General features: G+C 65.4%; 12 protein-coding genes and 4 pseudogenes. 3 read left to right on the top strand and 13 right to left on the bottom strand.

The features are described from left to right. Positions 1–51: 51 nt before the first annotated feature. Positions 52–333 (bottom strand): annotated as a pseudogene (locus tag ACK59X_RS25615) (FAD-dependent oxidoreductase); the annotation flags it as partial. Between the two features lie 2 nt (positions 334–335). On the opposite strand from ACK59X_RS25615, the pseudogene ACK59X_RS25610 reads away from it, so the two are divergent. Then, positions 336–1,532 (top strand): annotated as a pseudogene (locus ACK59X_RS25610) (amino acid permease); the annotation flags it as partial. Between the two features lie 7 nt (positions 1,533–1,539). Further along, positions 1,540–2,337 (top strand): annotated as a pseudogene (locus tag ACK59X_RS25605) (sugar ABC transporter); the annotation flags it as partial. Between the two features lie 206 nt (positions 2,338–2,543). Here the strand turns inward: ACK59X_RS25605 and ACK59X_RS25600 are convergent. The 7 genes from ACK59X_RS25600 to ACK59X_RS25570 all read right to left on the bottom strand — a co-directional run bounded on the left by ACK59X_RS25600 (position 2,544) and on the right by ACK59X_RS25570 (position 11,136). After that, positions 2,544–2,966 (bottom strand): PACE efflux transporter, encoded by a 423-nt coding sequence (locus tag ACK59X_RS25600; RefSeq protein WP_409961262.1) that lies wholly within the window; start codon positions 2,964–2,966, stop codon positions 2,544–2,546. A gap of 94 nt (positions 2,967–3,060) precedes the next feature. Further along, positions 3,061–3,567 carry a 5' nucleotidase, NT5C type gene (locus ACK59X_RS25595; RefSeq protein ID WP_409961261.1) on the bottom strand — a complete coding sequence of 169 codons (507 nt, stop codon included), beginning with the start codon at positions 3,565–3,567 and terminating at the stop codon, positions 3,061–3,063. 171 nt (positions 3,568–3,738) lie between these two features. Beyond that, complete coding sequence (locus ACK59X_RS25590) at positions 3,739–6,441, bottom strand: DUF6351 family protein (protein WP_409961259.1); 2,703 nt, start codon at positions 6,439–6,441, stop codon at positions 3,739–3,741. A 238-nt stretch (positions 6,442–6,679) separates the two neighbouring features. Then, complete coding sequence (locus tag ACK59X_RS25585; RefSeq protein ID WP_226858770.1) at positions 6,680–6,904, bottom strand: NnrU family protein; 225 nt, start codon at positions 6,902–6,904, stop codon at positions 6,680–6,682. Between the two features lie 196 nt (positions 6,905–7,100). After that, positions 7,101–8,648: an IS91-like element ISPps1 family transposase gene (locus ACK59X_RS25580; RefSeq protein WP_011117152.1), complete on the bottom strand. Its 1,548-nt coding sequence runs from the start codon at positions 8,646–8,648 to the stop codon at positions 7,101–7,103. A gap of 62 nt (positions 8,649–8,710) precedes the next feature. Further along, a complete protein-coding gene (locus ACK59X_RS25575; RefSeq protein ID WP_409961256.1) occupies positions 8,711–9,712 on the bottom strand; it encodes an IS1595 family transposase in 1,002 nt (333 codons plus the stop codon). A 140-nt stretch (positions 9,713–9,852) separates the two neighbouring features. After that, a complete protein-coding gene (locus ACK59X_RS25570) occupies positions 9,853–11,136 on the bottom strand; it encodes a dihydrolipoyl dehydrogenase family protein (RefSeq protein ID WP_226858768.1) in 1,284 nt (427 codons plus the stop codon). Between ACK59X_RS25570 and ACK59X_RS25565 the strand changes: the two are divergent. Continuing rightward, positions 11,026–12,015 (top strand): annotated as a pseudogene (locus ACK59X_RS25565) (NAD-binding protein); the annotation flags it as partial. The gene ACK59X_RS25570 and the pseudogene ACK59X_RS25565 overlap by 111 nt on opposite strands. A gap of 121 nt (positions 12,016–12,136) precedes the next feature. On the opposite strand, the gene ACK59X_RS25560 reads toward ACK59X_RS25565, so the two are convergent. The 5 genes from ACK59X_RS25560 to ACK59X_RS25540 all read right to left on the bottom strand — a co-directional run bounded on the left by ACK59X_RS25560 (position 12,137) and on the right by ACK59X_RS25540 (position 16,709). Beyond that, positions 12,137–13,129: a Bug family tripartite tricarboxylate transporter substrate binding protein gene (locus ACK59X_RS25560; RefSeq protein WP_187723858.1), complete on the bottom strand. Its 993-nt coding sequence runs from the start codon at positions 13,127–13,129 to the stop codon at positions 12,137–12,139. 88 nt (positions 13,130–13,217) lie between these two features. Beyond that, complete coding sequence (pcaD, locus tag ACK59X_RS25555; RefSeq protein WP_409961254.1) at positions 13,218–14,018, bottom strand: 3-oxoadipate enol-lactonase; 801 nt, start codon at positions 14,016–14,018, stop codon at positions 13,218–13,220. Between the two features lie 27 nt (positions 14,019–14,045). After that, positions 14,046–15,257 (bottom strand): 3-oxoadipyl-CoA thiolase, encoded by a 1,212-nt coding sequence (gene pcaF / locus ACK59X_RS25550; RefSeq protein ID WP_409961252.1) that lies wholly within the window; start codon positions 15,255–15,257, stop codon positions 14,046–14,048. A gap of 75 nt (positions 15,258–15,332) precedes the next feature. Next, complete coding sequence (locus ACK59X_RS25545) at positions 15,333–15,986, bottom strand: 3-oxoacid CoA-transferase subunit B (protein ID WP_088888401.1); 654 nt, start codon at positions 15,984–15,986, stop codon at positions 15,333–15,335. Positions 15,987–16,013: 27 nt separating this feature from the next. Continuing rightward, entirely contained in the window at positions 16,014–16,709 is a 696-nt protein-coding gene (locus ACK59X_RS25540) for a 3-oxoacid CoA-transferase subunit A (RefSeq protein ID WP_187723857.1), read from the bottom strand. Positions 16,710–16,869: the final 160 nt, after the last annotated feature.

Here is a 16,869-nt window from a genome sequence, read left to right as displayed (position 1 = left end):
CACCTCCGCGCCAGTGCTAGCTTTTCGTACCGTCACTTATTGCACTGAAAACGAGGAGACCCCGGGGAACAGGCCTTTCTTGACCTTGATGCCCTGCGCCTTGGCCTGGTCCTCGGTCAGGCCCACCCAGGCCACTTCGGGGTCGGTATAGGCCACGCTCGGGATCACGCGGGCGTTGAAGGCGGCGCTTGCCAGTTCCTTGTTGCCCTGCAGTTCGCCGGCGATGACCTCGGCCGCCACGTGCGCCTCGTGCACCGCCTTGTGCGCCAGCATGGGCTGGCCCACGATGTCGCCGATGGCGAAGATGTGCGGCACGTTGGTGCGCATCTGGATGCTTCGGCTTCGCCCTGGGCTGGAACTACTGGTACAACTGGGCGGTGACGATTGCCGTGGACCTGGTGGCCGCGCAGCTGGTGATGGCCTACTGGTTCCCCGGCGTCAACGGCCTGCTGTGGAGCGCAATCTTCCTGGCGCTGATGTTCGGCCTGAACTCGCTGTCGTCCAAGGGCTTCGGCGAATCCGAGTTCTGGTTTGCCGCCATCAAGGTGGTGACCGTGCTGGTCTTCATCGGCGTGGGCCTGCTGATGGTCTTCGGCATCCTGACCGGCGGCGCCCCCGACGGCCTGTGGGGCAACATCGCCAACTTCACGGCCGGTGACGCGCCGTTTGCCGGTGGTTTTGCGGCGCTGATCGGCGTGGCCATGATCGTGGGCTTCTCCTTCCAGGGCACGGAGCTGATCGGCATTGCCGCCGGCGAGTCCGAGAACCCCGCCCAGAACGTGCCCCGCGCAGTGCGCAAGGTGTTCTGGCGCATCCTGCTGTTCTACGTCTTCTCCATCCTGATCATCGGCCTACTGATCCCCTACACCGACCCGCAGCTGCTGCGCAACGACCTGGGCGACATCAGCGTCAGCCCCTTCACCCTGGTGTTCGAGCACGCCGGCCTGCTGGGCGCGGCGGCGGTGATGAATGCCGTGGTGCTGACCTCGGTGCTGTCGGCCGGCAACTCCGGCATGTACGCCTCCACGCGCATGCTGTACGCCCTGGCGCAGCAGAACATGGCGCCCAAGATCTTCGCCCGCGTGAATGCGCGCGGCGTGCCCATCATGGCGCTGATCGCCACCACCGTGATCGCGGCCCTGTGCTTCTTCACCAATGTGTTCAGCCCCGAGTCGGTCTACATCTGGCTGCTGAACCTGTCAGGCATGTGCGGCTTCATCGCCTGGCTGGGGATTGCCATCAGCCACTACCGCTTCCGCCGCGCCTGCGAGGTGCAGGGCTTTGACACGCACCAGCTGCCCTACCGCGCCGCGGCCTTCCCCATCGGGCCCATCTTCGCGTTCGCGCTGTGCCTGATCATCACCCTGGGCCAGAACTACCAGGCCTTCCTGGCCGAGACCATCGACTGGACCGGCGTGATCGCCACCTACATCGGCATCCCGCTGTTCCTGGCGATCTGGTGGGGCTACAAGCTGGGCAAGGGCACGCGCTTCATCCAGCTGCAGGACATGGACATCAGCGGCGCCCGCTGAGCCACCGGGCCGCGGCCAGCTGAACCATCTTTCCGAAGACTCAAGCAATGATGATCTTTACCGTGCCTATCAACGGGCGGTGCACGTGTCGTTCAATGCGCTTGAGCAGATCGACGTCTTGCGCGTCAGCGCGTATTCACCCGACGACGCCGCCACCTTGTCCCGCGCGCTGATCGGGCTGGCCGAGGAATTCGTCAGTTCGATGAACAAGAAAGGCGTGGCCGACAAGCTCAAGGTCAGCGAAGAATCGGTCCGGCTGGCCGAGCAAAAGGCGCTTGCCGCTCGCGAGGCGCTGACGGCGTGGCGCACCACGCACGGCAATATCGACCCGACCGCCACGGTGTCGATGCTGCTGAACCTGTCCAGCCAGCTTGAGACCGAGTTGAGCAGCGCGCAGATCAATCTGGACAAGATCCGCGCGCTGGGCAACAAAGACCATTTCATGCTGAAGCCCGCCCAGATGCAGGTGGTGGCCTTGAAGAAGCGGATCGAGTCGGTGCGCCGTCGCCTGAGCGGCCAGGGCAACACCGAAGCCAAGCAGCTCAAGTCCTACGAGGCGCTGAGAAATACCCAGGCCTTCGCCGATTCGAACCTGACCTTGGCGCAGCAGTCGTATCAGCAGGCCATGACGGATGCACTGCGCTTGCAGCGGTACCTGTCGATCATTGCGCAACCGGTGCCGACCGACCGGCCGAGCAGCCCGCGCACGGCCATTCTGTTGCTGCAAGCGCTGGCGCTGGGATTCGTGTTGATGTTCATCACCCGTGTGGGGATGGCGTTGTTGAGGGGGCTGCGGCATGGTTGAAAATTCGGTTGAAAACCCGGTTGCAAACCCGGTTCAAAATTCAGTTCAAAAAACGGTTGATCCCGCTGGTATAATCAATATGTCCACTACGAAGGAACCACGCGGTTTCTCACTGGTTCACGTATTTATGAAGCGGAGATTGTACTAGGCGCCGTGACCGGGCCACCGGTTTGCTTTTTTTCGACGAGCATGGACTTGCCCTCGGCTCATTTCCGGGCGGATGCGGGCAGGCCGAAGAGCCGGTCGAAACTCCAGTTGAACGCAAAGGTATACACCAGGAAAAACCCGGCGAGGCCGATATTGAGCACCAGCGCGCTGGTGAGCGTGATGTCGAGCCATGCCGCGGTCAGCGGAACAATGATCAGCAGCAGCCCAGACTCGAAGCACACCGCATGGGCGACGCGGCGCCCGACGCTGCGGCCGCGTGTCAACTGCCGCGCTTCCCATGCCTCGAACAGATTCGTGAAAAGAAAATTCCACAGGATGGCGATGGCCGATGTCACGACCGACAATGCGCCGGCATGGGCCAGGCTTTTGCCGGACAGCACTGCAAAACCGACGGTGCAGACCGATATGGCGATCGCCTCGAAGACCGTGACGTACACCAGCTTTCTCTTGATTCCCTGCACCGCAGTCTCTTTCGAAGTGTTGACCGGGCATGATTTTAGCTGCCGCAGGACAAGAATGGGAGATTTCGGCTGGCGCCGGATTGCGCCGGCAGCGTCAGGAACCCGTGCTGCCTTCCTGTTCGAGGTAGAGCGCCGCCAGCTCCTGCAATGCCCGCACCGTGGACGCATGGTCCCCGGTATGCAGGATGCCGTGCCCGCCGCGCGATTCCCATTGCTCGATATTGGCCGGCGTGTCGTCGATCAGCACCTTGCCCGGGCCGCTGTAGTCCTGCTTCAGTCGCTTCGGCACCACGTGCACCGTGAACTCCGGTCCGAAAATGCGCGCTACCCATTCGCGTTTCTGTTCCTGGAAGATGCGTGACGACGGCGCGCCGGTCAGGAATACCGGTTCAAGGTCGCGCGTCGCCTCCCATAACTGCATGCAGCCTTCGATCAGTTCCAGCTCCGCAAAAAAGCGCTTGTCGCGGTTGATCGACTTCCATAGATGATTGCGGTCGAGCTGGTCCGGATGCTTGCCGGTGAGCCGCTTCACGCGCGCGTCGAAATCGGCGAAAACGCCGTCCAGGTCGAGAAAGACCTGTAGCTTGGAATGCTGCGCCATAGTCCTGCCTGGAAAAAATGCGTGGGACTCCATCATCGCAAACCGGCGCATCCCATGCTTTGCTTGCAAGCGAAGGAAGGCTGTGTAACCTTTGCTGCCACTGTCCGGCGCCCGGCAGCGTGCGACAAGGTATGCGCCGGCCCGGCCGGCGCATCCGCTTGCCTTACCCGCTTACTTCTGCAGCGGCTGTCCCGCCACCAGCTGCCCCGGTCCCGTGACCCTGAGCCAGGTGCCGGCCAGCGGTTGCTCGGCCAGGCCCGGCTTGCTGTAGTCGCAGACACCGCTTGCGAACACCTGCTGCAGCCTGGCCAGGTCGGCGTCGCGGGTGGCGCCGGTCCAGCCCGGATTGAGCGCCGCATAGCCTGCGTAGTCGGCTGGGCTGACCGGCTTCAGCTGGCATTGCACCACCCTGCCCGTCAACGGTTCGCCGGCTTCGAAGCGGGGATAGGACGAGGCCGGGAACATCGCATTGCAGCGCGACGGCGTGGCGCCGGTGCTCACCGTGCCGGCCGGCTGCGCCGTCCCGTTCCCTTTCAGGAACACCGTGTTGAAGCCGCCGAAGGTCTGCGGCTCGACGATGAAATCGTTCGTCGCGCCCGGCGTGCTGGCGCCGAAGCAGCCGTCGACCAGGTCGGCCGGCTTGTTGCGCACCACCGCGGCCGCGCGGCTGGCCGAAGTCTTGTCGTTGACCGTCGCGGTCAGCCAGCGGTCCATGCTGTCGAACGCTTTCTCCAGCACGATCTCGCGCCGGCCGCTGTAGGCCGGGCGCGGCGGCAGGACCGGGCTGGCCGCGTGGGCATGCGGGTCCTGCACGAAGGCCGCGACATTGGCCTGGCCATTCCACATCACGTGGTTGTCGAAGTGGCCGTTGGCCGCTTTCAGCCGCGCCCGCACCATGTAGTGGAAAAACTTCAGGTGCAGGTCGCCGGCGCCGGTGGCCTCGTTGTTGAGACCGTCCATATTGAGTATCGCGGTCTGGGCCAGCCCGCCGCCGCCATACATGATCATGCCGGAACGATAGGCATTCTTCAGGCCTTCCACGTCGGGCTGGATGCGCGCCGCGGTATGGTTGCCGTCGATGTCGACGCCGCCTATCTTGTCGTTCAGGTTGATGAACTGCGCCATGCTGACCTGGCCGCTGTTGAGCGCATTCAGCCCGTACTGGACCCCGACGTTGGCACTGTAGCTGCGCCCAAAACCGGTGGCAGGGTCGATCCCCAGCGTGTTCTTGTTATGGTCGGCGACGTTGGGCCGCAGGCCGGTCGGGTTCGGTTGCAGCGGGCTGACCGGCGGCGGCGTGTAGCCTGCCGTCGGGATGGTGCCCATGGGCGCGCTGGCCACCGCATTGGCCGGGCTGTATTTCCTCTCGTTGCCGATGATCGCCCTGAACACCGAGCTGTTGCCGGCGCCGGCCATCACGTTGTCGCGGTCGCCGGCATTCGGCGTGCGCAGCACCGAGTCCAGGCGTCCGGCCCAGAAGCTGGCCTGCTGGCGCACGCTGTGATAGGTGGTGAAGCCGGACACCGCGGCGATGTCGCTGTTGCTCCAGTTGAGCAGGCTGGCATCGGCCGCGCGGCGTGCCGCCGTCGCATTGTCGTAGGTCGGGTCGTACAGCGTGTTGGGCAGCGGCGCAAAAGTGCCGTTTTCGGTCGTGCCGCCCTTCGTGTGGTTGAGCTGGAAGTTGTAGAACAGCCGGCCTTCGAGGCTGGCGATGTTGGTATTGTCCGGGAAACCGTTGAACATGACCGAGCCGTCGATGAGGCCCGGGTAGACATCGGCAATCATGCTCTGCTGTATGGACGAGCCCGAATTCCCCCAGCCCATCGTGTAGAGGATGGGGCCGTAAGTCTCCGCCACCCGCTCCTTCACCATCATCATGGTCTCGGCCGAAATGATGTGGTTGCAGTTCTGGCCGAAGAAATTCAGCGTCGAGTTCGCCACTGCGTAGCCTTTCCTGAGCGGCAGGTCGTTCAGCACATTGAAGTCGCCCGATGTGCCATTGGCCGACGCGGTCGAACCGCCGACCGGGCCCATGGACGTGCCCTGCACATACCAGCCGCCGCCGCAGCTCTGGCCGAACGGATAGACCAGCTTGCCGTTCCAGGACTTTGCCGGCGTTTGCGGGGTCGGGTTCGGATTGGCGACCGGGTCGCCCAGCACTGCGGTCTGGTAGATGCCGCGGTTGATCACGCCGGTCTCGAGGCGGACGATGTAGGGCACCCGGCTGCCGTCGGCCAGCGTGGTCTGTTCGACGCTGGCTGGCGGGTTGGCCGGGTCGTAGCGTTGCCAGACCGCGGTGCCGGCCTTGCTCGCGTCGTGATAGACCCAGTCGACGCGGGTGGGCACCGTGCAGTCGGCATTCGTCACCGGCGCAGCCGACAGCCTCGGGCCGCCCGGGTAGACCGTGAAGTTATGCGTCTCGCAGGCGATAGGCTGCTCCTGCGGCGCGTAGAGGATGGGCCCCTGCAGCGGATAGTTGGTCAGCGTAAGGCTGGCCCGCACTACAGACGGATTGGCCGCGTCCAGCACCTCGATCCTGTTCTCGCCGTTGCTCATGCCGGTGACCGTGCCCAGCAGCGCGCCGCTGTTCGGTGTTTTCTTGAAGGCTGCCGTCACGTCCTGGCCATTCATCCGGACCACGACGTTGTCGACGGCGCCGCCTGCCGCATCGCTGACCTGTATCAGGCTGTCGCCGCCGCTGGCCATGCCTTGCGGCGATGACACGCTGCTCACCCGGAGCGATGCCAGCGCCGGCGTGCCGCCGTTTCCATTGTCATTGTCCGAGCCGCTGCTGCCGCATCCGGCCAGCAGTGCAAGCGCAAGCGCGGACAGGTGCCGCGGCTTTTTCAGCCTTGCCGATAGGAGGTATTTCATTGATTGTCTCCAGAGTTGAAAGGTTATTTTCTGCCGGGTCTTTGCCCGCGTCCCTGTGCTCCGCCGCCTGCGCCGCGCGGTCTTGTTAAAGGTGCCGACGACCGGCCCGACAGGAGACTTGTGCGGGATGCCGGCTCATAGGCGAGCTTTATCTTGCCATGGATTTTCAGTCCACGAACAGTTGATTCTTCGTTAAGAAACGCTACAGCCCGGCCTGCAGCAGGCGGCAGGCGTGACGTCAGCCGAATGGCCTCACGCCCAGCCACAGCTGATGCAGCCAGAACGCGAACGCGGCCCAGGCGACGACACCTGCCACGATCGCACCCAGGGTGCCGGCCATGGTGCCGGCCGGGTAGCGGGTGGCGGCCGCGCGGTCCCTGCGCCTGGCGGCCGCCAGCGAAGCCAGCGACCAAATCAGGAAACTGCCGAACAGCAGCAGGTCCGCAAGCGACCGGTTCGCCAGCAGGTGGGACGGATAGGAAATTCAACCGCATGAGGCCAAGTATGGCACGAGTTTTGGGCCTCGAAACACGTTCGGCCAAGGAAGGTTGAGCGCTCGCTTGCCGCTCAATGGCAAGAGCTTGGGAGGCAGTATGCATTTGGGCCTGGCGCGCGCGCAGCTGCTTCCCCGCAGCGATGGATACCGCCGCTTCACTGGGTCACCAATTGACGCGCTGGTCTACCTCGTCGGGTTGAGCTGCCAGATCCCAATCCGGCTCGCCTTGCGCACCATCATCCACCGGCGCGTCGCAGCCCTCCCACAGCGGTGGCCCGCGTGCCGGGGTGATGTGCGGGGGGGCAGACTCCACCCCGATGTGGTTCAGGATGTGGCGGATTTCGGCGCTGTGGGTGATGAAGGCAATGATGCGCATCTGCCCACCGCACATGGGGCACAGCAGCGGAAATGCCTCGTAGATGCGGGCAATCAGCACCGCCCACAAGTAATGCGCCGCTCGCTTCGGGCGTGCTTCAGGTTCGGGTGTGGGTGTGGCCGCGTTGCCCGGCGCCGCCACCCCAGGTACGCCCGCGCCAGGTTGTGCAGTCTCCACCGTGGCTGGTTGCGACGCAGCAGGCTGAGCCAGCGCCGTTACCGCCGCTCTCAGCGGCGAGTTTGGTGCCAGCACACCAAAGTAGCGGTGCCGGTGGGTGCGTGGCGGTGGCACCAGCGCGGCGATGCGGTCGATCAGTTCCAGCGGTGTGAGGTGCAGCTCATCTGCCTTGGCACCACGCTTGTCACTGGTGGGCTCGCTGCGCTGTTTGGCACAGCGGTACACCAGTTTGCTTCCCTCTTTGCGTAGGCGCTCCATGGAAAACGGTGGACGCGCGCAATAGCGCAGCAGCCGCTCCAGCGCAGCGCGGTCGTGGGCTTCGATGCAGACACCGGCGTCCACCGAGAAGCCGCTGTGTTTGTAGCCCAGCATGTCTTTGGCGTCACAGTTCTCCAGCAGGCCCCGAGCAACGAAGGCGCGCAGGATGCGTTTTTGCAGTGTGGTCTGCACTGGGGCCACGGTAGCCGCATCGATGCCGGTGGCCGCGTGAAAGATGACACCCGGCGATGAGATTCGAGGGGTCGCATCAGCATCGCCCTCGCCCTCCACTTCCTCAAACACCCCGTCCACCACACAAACGTGGAAGTGGACGTGTTCATTGAGGCTGGAGCCGAATCGGTGAATGAAGGCGATGGCACCGATGTGCAGGCCTGCCTTGTCCATATGGGCCGCACCGGGGCTGTGGGTCTGCAGAGTTTGTGCGATCACCCGCAGAAAGATGCGCAGCACCATGCTCAGCACCGCTCCGTCGCGTTGCATGAAGTACCGCAACCTCTTGGGCACGGAGAGCACCCACTGGCGCACCGGCAGGCGGGGGAAAACGTGGTCGCTCAGGTGTGCCGCCGTCTCCACCATCCGCCGCGTGGTGCACGAGGGGCAGACTCCCCGGCCTTTGCAGGAGAAGGCTACAAAGTAGTCGTGCCCACAGTCGCCGCAGCGAGCGCGGGCAAAGCCATGGGCAAAGATGCCGCACTCAAGATACTTGGCAAACGCTTTGCGCACGAAGGGCTTGGGGGTGTGGTGGTCGCCCTGGCCGTCGAACTGACCCGCGCTGGCCAACTCTAGCCAGGTCTCGTAGTGCTCGGCTACCATTTGGTAGAGCAGCGTGCGTTCGGGGTGGCGTGGGTTGTAGAGCTTGGGCTTGGAAGTGGCTGACATGAATACTGTACAAATGCAAGGGGTATCCATTTAGCTCCAGTGGCACCCCAGATACTGGGTTTTCATCCAGTAATAGTACCCGATTGCACGCCTGCTGTCTTGTGTCCCACAACGTCTGAGTAAGTGACCGGTGGCGTCACCACAGCCTGTTGCAGCAAGCGATAAAACAGCATGCCTCGTGAGTTGGAGGTGCGCCGGTTGAAGCGAAACACGAACTCATCGAGATAAGCATCCAGGTGCTCGGGTTGCACCGATCCATGGTGGGTTCCCAACACCCAGCGCTGCACCAGGGAGGCCACCCGATGCACTCCCGCCATGGACACATGGGCGGGTATGCCTGAGCCAAGCATGACGGTGCGTTGGTGGTCATATCCCAGCTCTTTCAAGGCCCGATAGGCAGCCGAGCCATCTGTGCGTACCTGCGCTCCAGGCTCTATCACCTCCTGCACGAAGGGTATGACGCAGGCGGCCGAATCGCGCTCAATGCGGCGCAGCCGAATGCGCCCGAATCCCTTGGGCTGCACGATCTCGACGGCCATGGCGACCAGCACCTTGGTGGTGCTGCTTTTGCGTCCGTTGGCGGTGATGGGGTTTTTGCGATCGGTGATGGCCAGGTAGGTCTCATCGACCTCGACAAGGCCCTTGAGTCTGTCCCTGCCTGGGCGAACCATGGCGCGTCGAAACCGGTGCAGCATGGCCCAGGCGGTCTGGTAGCTGCCCAGACCCAGAACGCGCTGCAGCCCCAGAGCGCTCACGCCCTGCTTTTGGTTGGTCAGGTACCAAGCCGCAGCCAGCCACACGCGCAGTGGCGTGCGCGTCTTGTCGAAAATGGTCCCCGAGGTCACCGAGCCTTGGTACTGGCATGCCCCGCACACCAGGCGGGTGCGACTGGCCCGGTACACATCACCTGCATGGGTGCAGCGCGGACAGACAAAACCATCGGGCCAGCGCAGCCGCTCAAGGAAGGCCAGACACGCCTGCTCGGTGGCGAACCAGTCAAGAAACTCGTTCCAGGTGCGGGGGTAGTCCTGGCCGGGAGAAGGCGCTAATATCTGGGTTTCCATCCAGTGATTCTGGCATCACTGGAGCTAAATGGATACCCCTTACAAATGCACAGTATTCTGCGGCGATTGTTTGGGTACGCAAAGCACAAGGCCCGAACCGTCGCCAGTTCGGGCCTTGTCAGGGTAGCTTGGCTGCGGACTTACTTGCGCGCAGGCGGCACATCCGTGCAGCTGCCATGCGCCACTTCCGCCGCCATGCCGATGCTCTCGCCCAGCGTCGGATGCGGGTGGATGGTCTTGCCGATGTCGACAGCGTCCGCACCCATCTCGATGGCCAGGGCGATCTCGCCGATCATGTCGCCCGCATGCGTGCCGACCATGCCGCCGCCCAGGATCTTGCCGTGGCCCCGGCCAGCATGGCCGTCTCCTGATCCTGCTTCGGGGCTGTCGTCGAACAGCAGCTTGGTGACGCCTTCGTCGCGGCCGTTGGCAATGGCGCGGCCCGAGGCCGCCCAGGGGAACAGGCCCTTCTTGACCTTGATGCCCTGCTGCTTGGCCTGGTCTTCGGTCAGGCCCACCCAGGCCACTTCGGGGTCGGTGTAGGCCACGCTGGGGATCACGCGGGCGTTGAAGGCGGCGCTGGCCAGTTCCTTGTTGCCCTGCAATTCGCCGGCGATCACTTCCGCCGCCACATGCGCCTCGTGCACCGCCTTGTGCGCCAGCATGGGCTGGCCCACGATGTCGCCGATGGCGAAGATGTGCGGCACATTGGTGCGCATCTGGATGTCCACGTTGATGAAACCGCGGTCCGTCACAGACACGCCGGCCTTGTCGGCAGCGATCTTCTTGCCGTTGGGGGTGCGGCCCACGGCCTGCAGCACCAGGTCGTAGGTGCCTTCGCTCTTCGTGCCGTCCAGGCCCTCGAACTGCACCTGGATGCCTTCGGGCGTGGCCTGGGCGCCCACGGTCTTGGTCTTGAGCAGGATGTTGTCGAAGCGGTGCTTGTTCATCTTCTCCCAGACCTTGACGAGGTCGCGGTCCGCGCCCTGCATCAGGCCGTCCATCATCTCCACCACGTCCAGGCGGGCGCCCAGCGTGCTGTACACCGTGCCCATTTCCAGGCCGATGATGCCGCCGCCGACGATGAGCATCTTTTGGGGCACGCCCTGCAGCGCCAGTGCGCCGGTGGAGTCCACCACGCGCGGATCGTCGGGCATGAAGGGCAGGCGCACGGCCTGGCTGCCAGCGGCGATGATGGCCTTCTTGAACGCCACCACCTTTTTGCTGCCGGTCTTGTCCTGGCCGGTGCCGGTGGTTTCGCGGGATCGGCGCTGTTGGTGAGCAGGGCGGCAGCGGAGGCTGCGGTGGCCGACAGCGTGATCCTGCGCACGCCCTGGGGCATGCTGGCGCTGCTGCTGGGCTTCCTGGGCATCAAGGCACTGGTGATCTGGACGCTGGCGCGCGTGACCGCCATGCCCTACCAGGAGCGGCCGGTGTTCACGCTGCTGCTGGCGCAGGGCGGCGAGTTCGCCTTCGTGGTGTTCCAGGCCGGCGCGGGCTTTCGCGCGATTCCGGCCGAGATGGCGTCGCTGCTGATCGGCGCGGTAGCCTTGTCCATGCTGATCAGCCCGCTGCTGCTGGTGCTGCTGGACCGGGTGCTGCTCAAGCGCTTTGCCACGCTGAAGACCGCCCCGCAGGCGCAGGAGATCTCCGAGCCGCAGTCGGCGCCGGTGATCATTGCCGGCTTCGGGCGCTATGGGCAGATCGTGGCGCGCATGATGCTGGCGCAGGGCGTGCCCGCCACGGTGCTGGACCACAGCGTGGAGATGCTGGAGGTGGCCCACACCTTTGGCTACCGCGTGTTCTATGGCGACGCCACGCGCGTGAACCTGCTGCGCATGGCCGGCGCCGAGCATGCGCGCATCCTGGTGGTGGCGGTGGACGCGCCGGAGCAGTCGCTCAAGATCGTGCAACTGGCGAAGAAGCACTTTCCCCAGTTGCAGATCGTGGCGCGCGCGCGCGACGTGACGCACTGGCACGCGCTGCGCGATCTGGGCGTGGAGCATGTGGAACGCGAGGTGTTCGAGTCCAGCCTGCGCACCGCACGCACGGTGCTGGAGCTCAACGGCCTGTCGCCGCAAGAGGCCGACACCTTGGCCGAGCGCTTCCGCGCGCACAACATGGCGCTGTCCAACCGCATGTACGAGCACCACAACGACCGCGAGGCCATGATCGCCGTCGCCAAGCAGGGCCGCGCCCAGCTGGTGGAGCAGATGGCCAAGGAGCGCCAGGAACGCATGGCCGCGGCGGAGGCTGGCGCCGGCCTGCCGCCCGATGTGCCCCAGGCACCCAAGGCTCCATAACAAAAGAGCCTGTAGCGCCCACCTATCAAGCGCTACAAGCTCTCGTATCAATAGCAGATTACCGCTACCCCTCCACACGCCGTGTGAGGGAGGGTAAGGGGCTGAACCGCTCAGCGAAGGGTCAGTCGGCCGTCGCGCCGGACTCCTTCACCACCTTGCCCCACTTCACGCTTTCGGCCTTGATGAAGGCGGCGAACTGCTCGGGTGTCTCGGCCACTACGTCACCGCCCTGCTCGGCGATCTTCTTCTTCACGTCGGCCTGGTTCAGCACCTTGATCAGCGCGGCGTGCAGCTTGTCCAGCACCGGCTTGGGCGTGCCGGCCGGCGCAAACATGCCGAACCAGGAGGTTGCCTCGTAGCCGGGCACGCCGGCTTCGGCGATGGTCGGCACGTCAGGCAGCTCGGGCGAGCGCTTGGCGGTGGTCACGGCGATGGGGCGCAGCTTGCCCGAGCGCACGTGCTGGATGGCCGAGGGCATGTTGTCGAACATGACGGAGGTCTGGCCGCCCAGCAGGTCGGTCATGGCGGGGGCGCTGCCCTTGTAGGGGATGTGCAGCAGATCGGTGCCGGTCATGCTCTTGAAGAGCTCGCCCGACACGTGGGGCGACGCGCCGCTGCCGGGCGAGCCATACGTGATCTTGCCGGGGTTGGCCTTGGCATAGGCGATCATTTCCTTCACGGTCTTGAACGGCTGGCTGGGGTGTGCGACCAACAGGTTGGGCACCGTGGCCACGCGCGACAGCGGCGCAAAGTCCTTCACCGGGTCGAAGGGCATCTTCTTGTACAGCGACTGGTTGATGGCGTGCGTGCCCACCGTGCCCATGAACAGGGTGTAGCCGTCGGCCGCGGCCTTGGCGGCCAGCGATCCGCCAATGTTGCCGCCCGCTCCGGGCTTGTTGTCCACCACGACGGACTGGCCCAGCTCGGTGGTGAGGCCCTGGCCCACGATGCGCGCCAGGATGTCGGTGGTGCCGCCGGCCGAGAACGGCACGATGATGGTGATGGGCTTGGTGGGGAAGTTCTGCGCCAGGGCGCCCAGGGGCAGCGCGCCGGCGGCGGCCACGGCCAGGGAGGCCAGCAGCGTGCGGCGGGTGGTGTGATGAAGGTTGGTCATGCTTGTTTCCTCTTTCTCTAGGATTGGATGAATGGAAGGAAGCGGCGTGGGCAGCGCAGCAAGCCGCACTGCATCGCCGCCCGCGGTCTCAGCCGCGCAGGAACTGCGCCAGGGCCTCGTCAAAGGCCTGCGGCGCTTCCAGGTTGGACAGGTGCGAAGCCGGCACCTCGGCCAGCCGCGCACCGGCAATGGCCGCCTGCATGAAGCGGCTGTCGGCCACGGTGGTCACGGGGTCGGCGCTGCCGGCCACTATCAGCGTGGGCACGTCGATGCCACCGACCTGCGAGCGCAGGTCGGCCAGCGCCAGGGCTTCGCAGCAGGCGGCATAGCCCTCAGGGGAAATGCCGGCAATCCAGCTCTGCGCGCGCAGCACCACGTCCGGCTCGGCCGCGCAGAAGGCTGGGGTGAACCAGCGCGCGGGTGACGATGCGGCCAGCTCCGCCATGGCGTCACGGCCCTTTTCGCGCACCAGCGCGGCGCGGGCCTGCCAGCCTTCGGCCGTGCCGATCTTGGCGGCGCTGTTGCACACGGCCAGGCTCAGCAGGCGCTGGGGCTGGTGCACGCCCAGCCACAGGCCCGTGAAGCCGCCCATGGAGATGCCGCAGAAGTGCGCACGCTCGATCCGCAGCGCATCCAGCAGCGCGACCACGTCGCCGCCCAGCAGTTCGAAGGTGTAGGGGCCGGGTGTCACCACGCTCGCGCCGTGGCCGCGCGTGTCGTAGCGCACCACGCGGAAGTCCTGGGCGAAGCGCGCGGCCTGCGCGTCCCACATCTCCAGCGTGGTGCCCAGGGAGTTGGAAAACACCAGGGCCGGGGAGCCCTCGGGGCCTTGCACGCACACGCGCAGGCGCCCGCCCTGCACATCCACCCAGCGTTCTTGCTTGTTCATGCTCGCTCCTCGGGTCACGCGACGCGCTTACACGCGCTCCAGCACCACGGCGATGCCCTGGCCCACGCCGATGCACATGGTGCACAGCGCGTAGCGGCCGCCCAGCGTGTGCAGCTGGTTCACGGCGGTGGTGGCCAGGCGCGCGCCCGAGGCCCCCAGCGGGTGGCCCAGGGCGATGGCGCCGCCCCACTGGTTGACGCGCTTGTCGTCATCGGCAACACCCAGGTCGCGCAGCACGGCCAGGCCCTGTGCGGCGAAGGCTTCGTTCAGCTCGATCACGTCCATCTGGTCCAGCGTCAGGCCGGTCTGGGCCAGCACCTTGCGCACGGCAGGCGCGGGGCCAAAGCCCATGATGCGCGGCGCCACGCCGGCCACGGCCATGCCCACCACGCGGGCGCGGGGCACCAGGTTGTATTGCTGGGCGGCCGCCTCATCGGCCAGCAGCAGCGCGCAGGCGCCGTCGTTCACGCCGCTGGCGTTGCCGGCCGTGACGGTGCCGCCCTCGCGCACCACGCCCTTGAGCTTGGCCAGCGCCTCCAGCGTGGTGGCGCGCGGATGCTCGTCCTGGCTGACCACGACGGCGTCGCCCTTCGTCTGGGGAATGACGACGTTGACGATTTCCTTGGCCAGGTAGCCGGCGGCCATCGCGGCGGCGGCCTTTTGCTGGCTGGCCAGGGCCATGCGGTCCTGGGCCTCGCGCTCGATCTTGAAATCGTCAGCCACGTTCTCGGCCGTCTCGGGCATGGAGTCCACGCCGTACTGAGCCTTCATCAGCTTGTTGATGAAGCGCCAGCCGATGGTGGTGTCGTACACCGCGTTGCTGCGGCTGAAGGCGCTTTCCGCCTTGGGCATCACGAAGGGCGCGCGGCTCATGGACTCGACGCCGCCAGCGATCATCAAGCGCGCCTCGCCCGACTTGATGGCGCGCGCGGCGGAGCCCACGGCGTCCAGGCCCGAGCCGCACAGGCGGTTGATGGTGGCGCCGGGCACGTCGATGGGCAGGCCGGCCAGCAGGCTGGACATGCGCGCCACGTTGCGGTTGTCCTCGCCGGCCTGGTTGGCGTTGCCATACAGCACGTCATCCACCGCTGCCCAGTCCACGCCAGGGTTGCGCTCCATCAGCGCCTTGATGGGCAACGCGCCCAGGTCGTCGGTGCGCACGCTGGAGAGGGCGCCGCCGTAGCGGCCGAAGGGGGTGCGGATCGCGTCGCAGATGAAGGCTTGGCGGGCGTTGCTCATGGTGTCTCCGAAGGGAATATCAAAAAAGTGAGCTGCCAGCGCTTGTCCATCAAGCGCTGGAGGCCGTTTTGGTACTTATTGCTGTGCGGGCTGGATCGGCAGGCCGACGATGCGCTCCAGTTCCTCGTGCGAGAGGCCGGGCACGGTGTCGATCAGGCGCAGGCCCTGGGGCGTGCATTCCAGCGTGCACAGGTCGGTGTAGATGCGCTTGACGCAGGCCAGGCCCGTCAGGGGGTAGCTGCAGGCCTGGACCACCTTGCATTCGCCGGTCTTGCTGACCAGATCCATCATCACCCAGGTGGACTTGGCGCCCACGGCCAGGTCCATGGCGCCGCCCACGGCGGGAATGGCGCCGGGCTCGCCGGTGCTCCAGTTGGCCAGGTCGCCCGTGGCCGACACCTGGAAGGCGCCCAGCACGCAGATGTCCAGGTGGCCGCCGCGCATCATCGCGAAGCTGTCGGCATGGTGGAAGTAGCAGCCACCGGGCAGCAGCGTCACGGGCTGCTTGCCGGCGTTGGTCAGGTCATAGTCCTCCTGGCCCTTGGCGGGTGCGGGGCCCATGCCCAGGATGCCGTTCTCGGAATGCAGCACCACCTCGCGGCCTGCGGGGATGTGGTTGGCCACCAGGGTCGGCTGGCCGATGCCCAGGTTCACATAGGCACCGTCGAAGATGTCCTGGGCCACTCGTGCGGCCAGTTCGTCCTTGGTTCGTTTTTGATAGCTGCTCACGCTGTATCTCCTTGGGCTGAACGGGCTTTACTTCTTGAATCCACCGGCCTGGGTGGCCACGCGCGGCACCTGGACGACCTTGCTCACGTAGATGCCGGGGGTGACCACGGCCTCGGGGTCCATCTCGCCCAGCTCCACCAGTTCATGCACGGTGGCCACGGTGTACTTGGCCGCCATGGCGCACACGGGGCCGAAGTTGCGCGCCGACATGCGGTAGGTCAGGTTGCCCCAGCGGTCGCCCTTCTCGGCCTTGACCAAGGCCACATCGCCGTAGATGGGGTACTCCAGCACGTAGTGCTTGCCGTTGATCTCGCGGGTTTCCTTGCTTTCGGCCAGCTGCGTGCCATAGGCCGTGGGGCAGAAGAAGGCGCCGATGCCGGCGCCCGCGGCGCGCATGCGCTCGGCCAGGTTGCCCTGGGGCACCAGTTCCAGTTCGATCTTGCCGCTGCGGTACAGCTCGTCGAACACATAGCTGTCCACCTGGCGCGGGAAGCTGCAGATGATCTTGCGCACCTGCCCGCTCTTGAGCAGCGCGGCCAGGCCGGCATCGCCGTTGCCGGCGTTGTTGTTGACCACGGTGAGGTCGCGCGCGCCTTGGGCGATCAGGCCGTTGATCAGTTCAATGGGGTTGCCCGAAGTGCCAAAGCCGCCAATCAGTACGGTGGCGCCGTCCTGCACGCCCGCGAGCGCCTCGGCAACGGAATCCGCAATCTTGTTGATCATGTGTTGCTGGTCCAGTGAGGGAAAAGACGGATAGGAAATTCAACCGCATGAGGCCAAGTATGGCACGAGTTTTGGGCCTCGAAACACGTTCGGCCAAGGAAGGTTGAGCGCTCGCTTGCCGCTCAATGGCAAGAGCTTGGGAGGCAGTATGCATTTGGGC

The sequence above is a fragment of the Acidovorax sp. genome (genome assembly GCF_046339755.1).
Classification (GTDB): Bacteria; Pseudomonadota; Gammaproteobacteria; order Burkholderiales; family Burkholderiaceae_C; genus Acidovorax.
The sequence above is the reverse complement of the archived record's forward strand: the minus strand, read 5'-3'. Positions and strand labels throughout refer to the sequence as shown.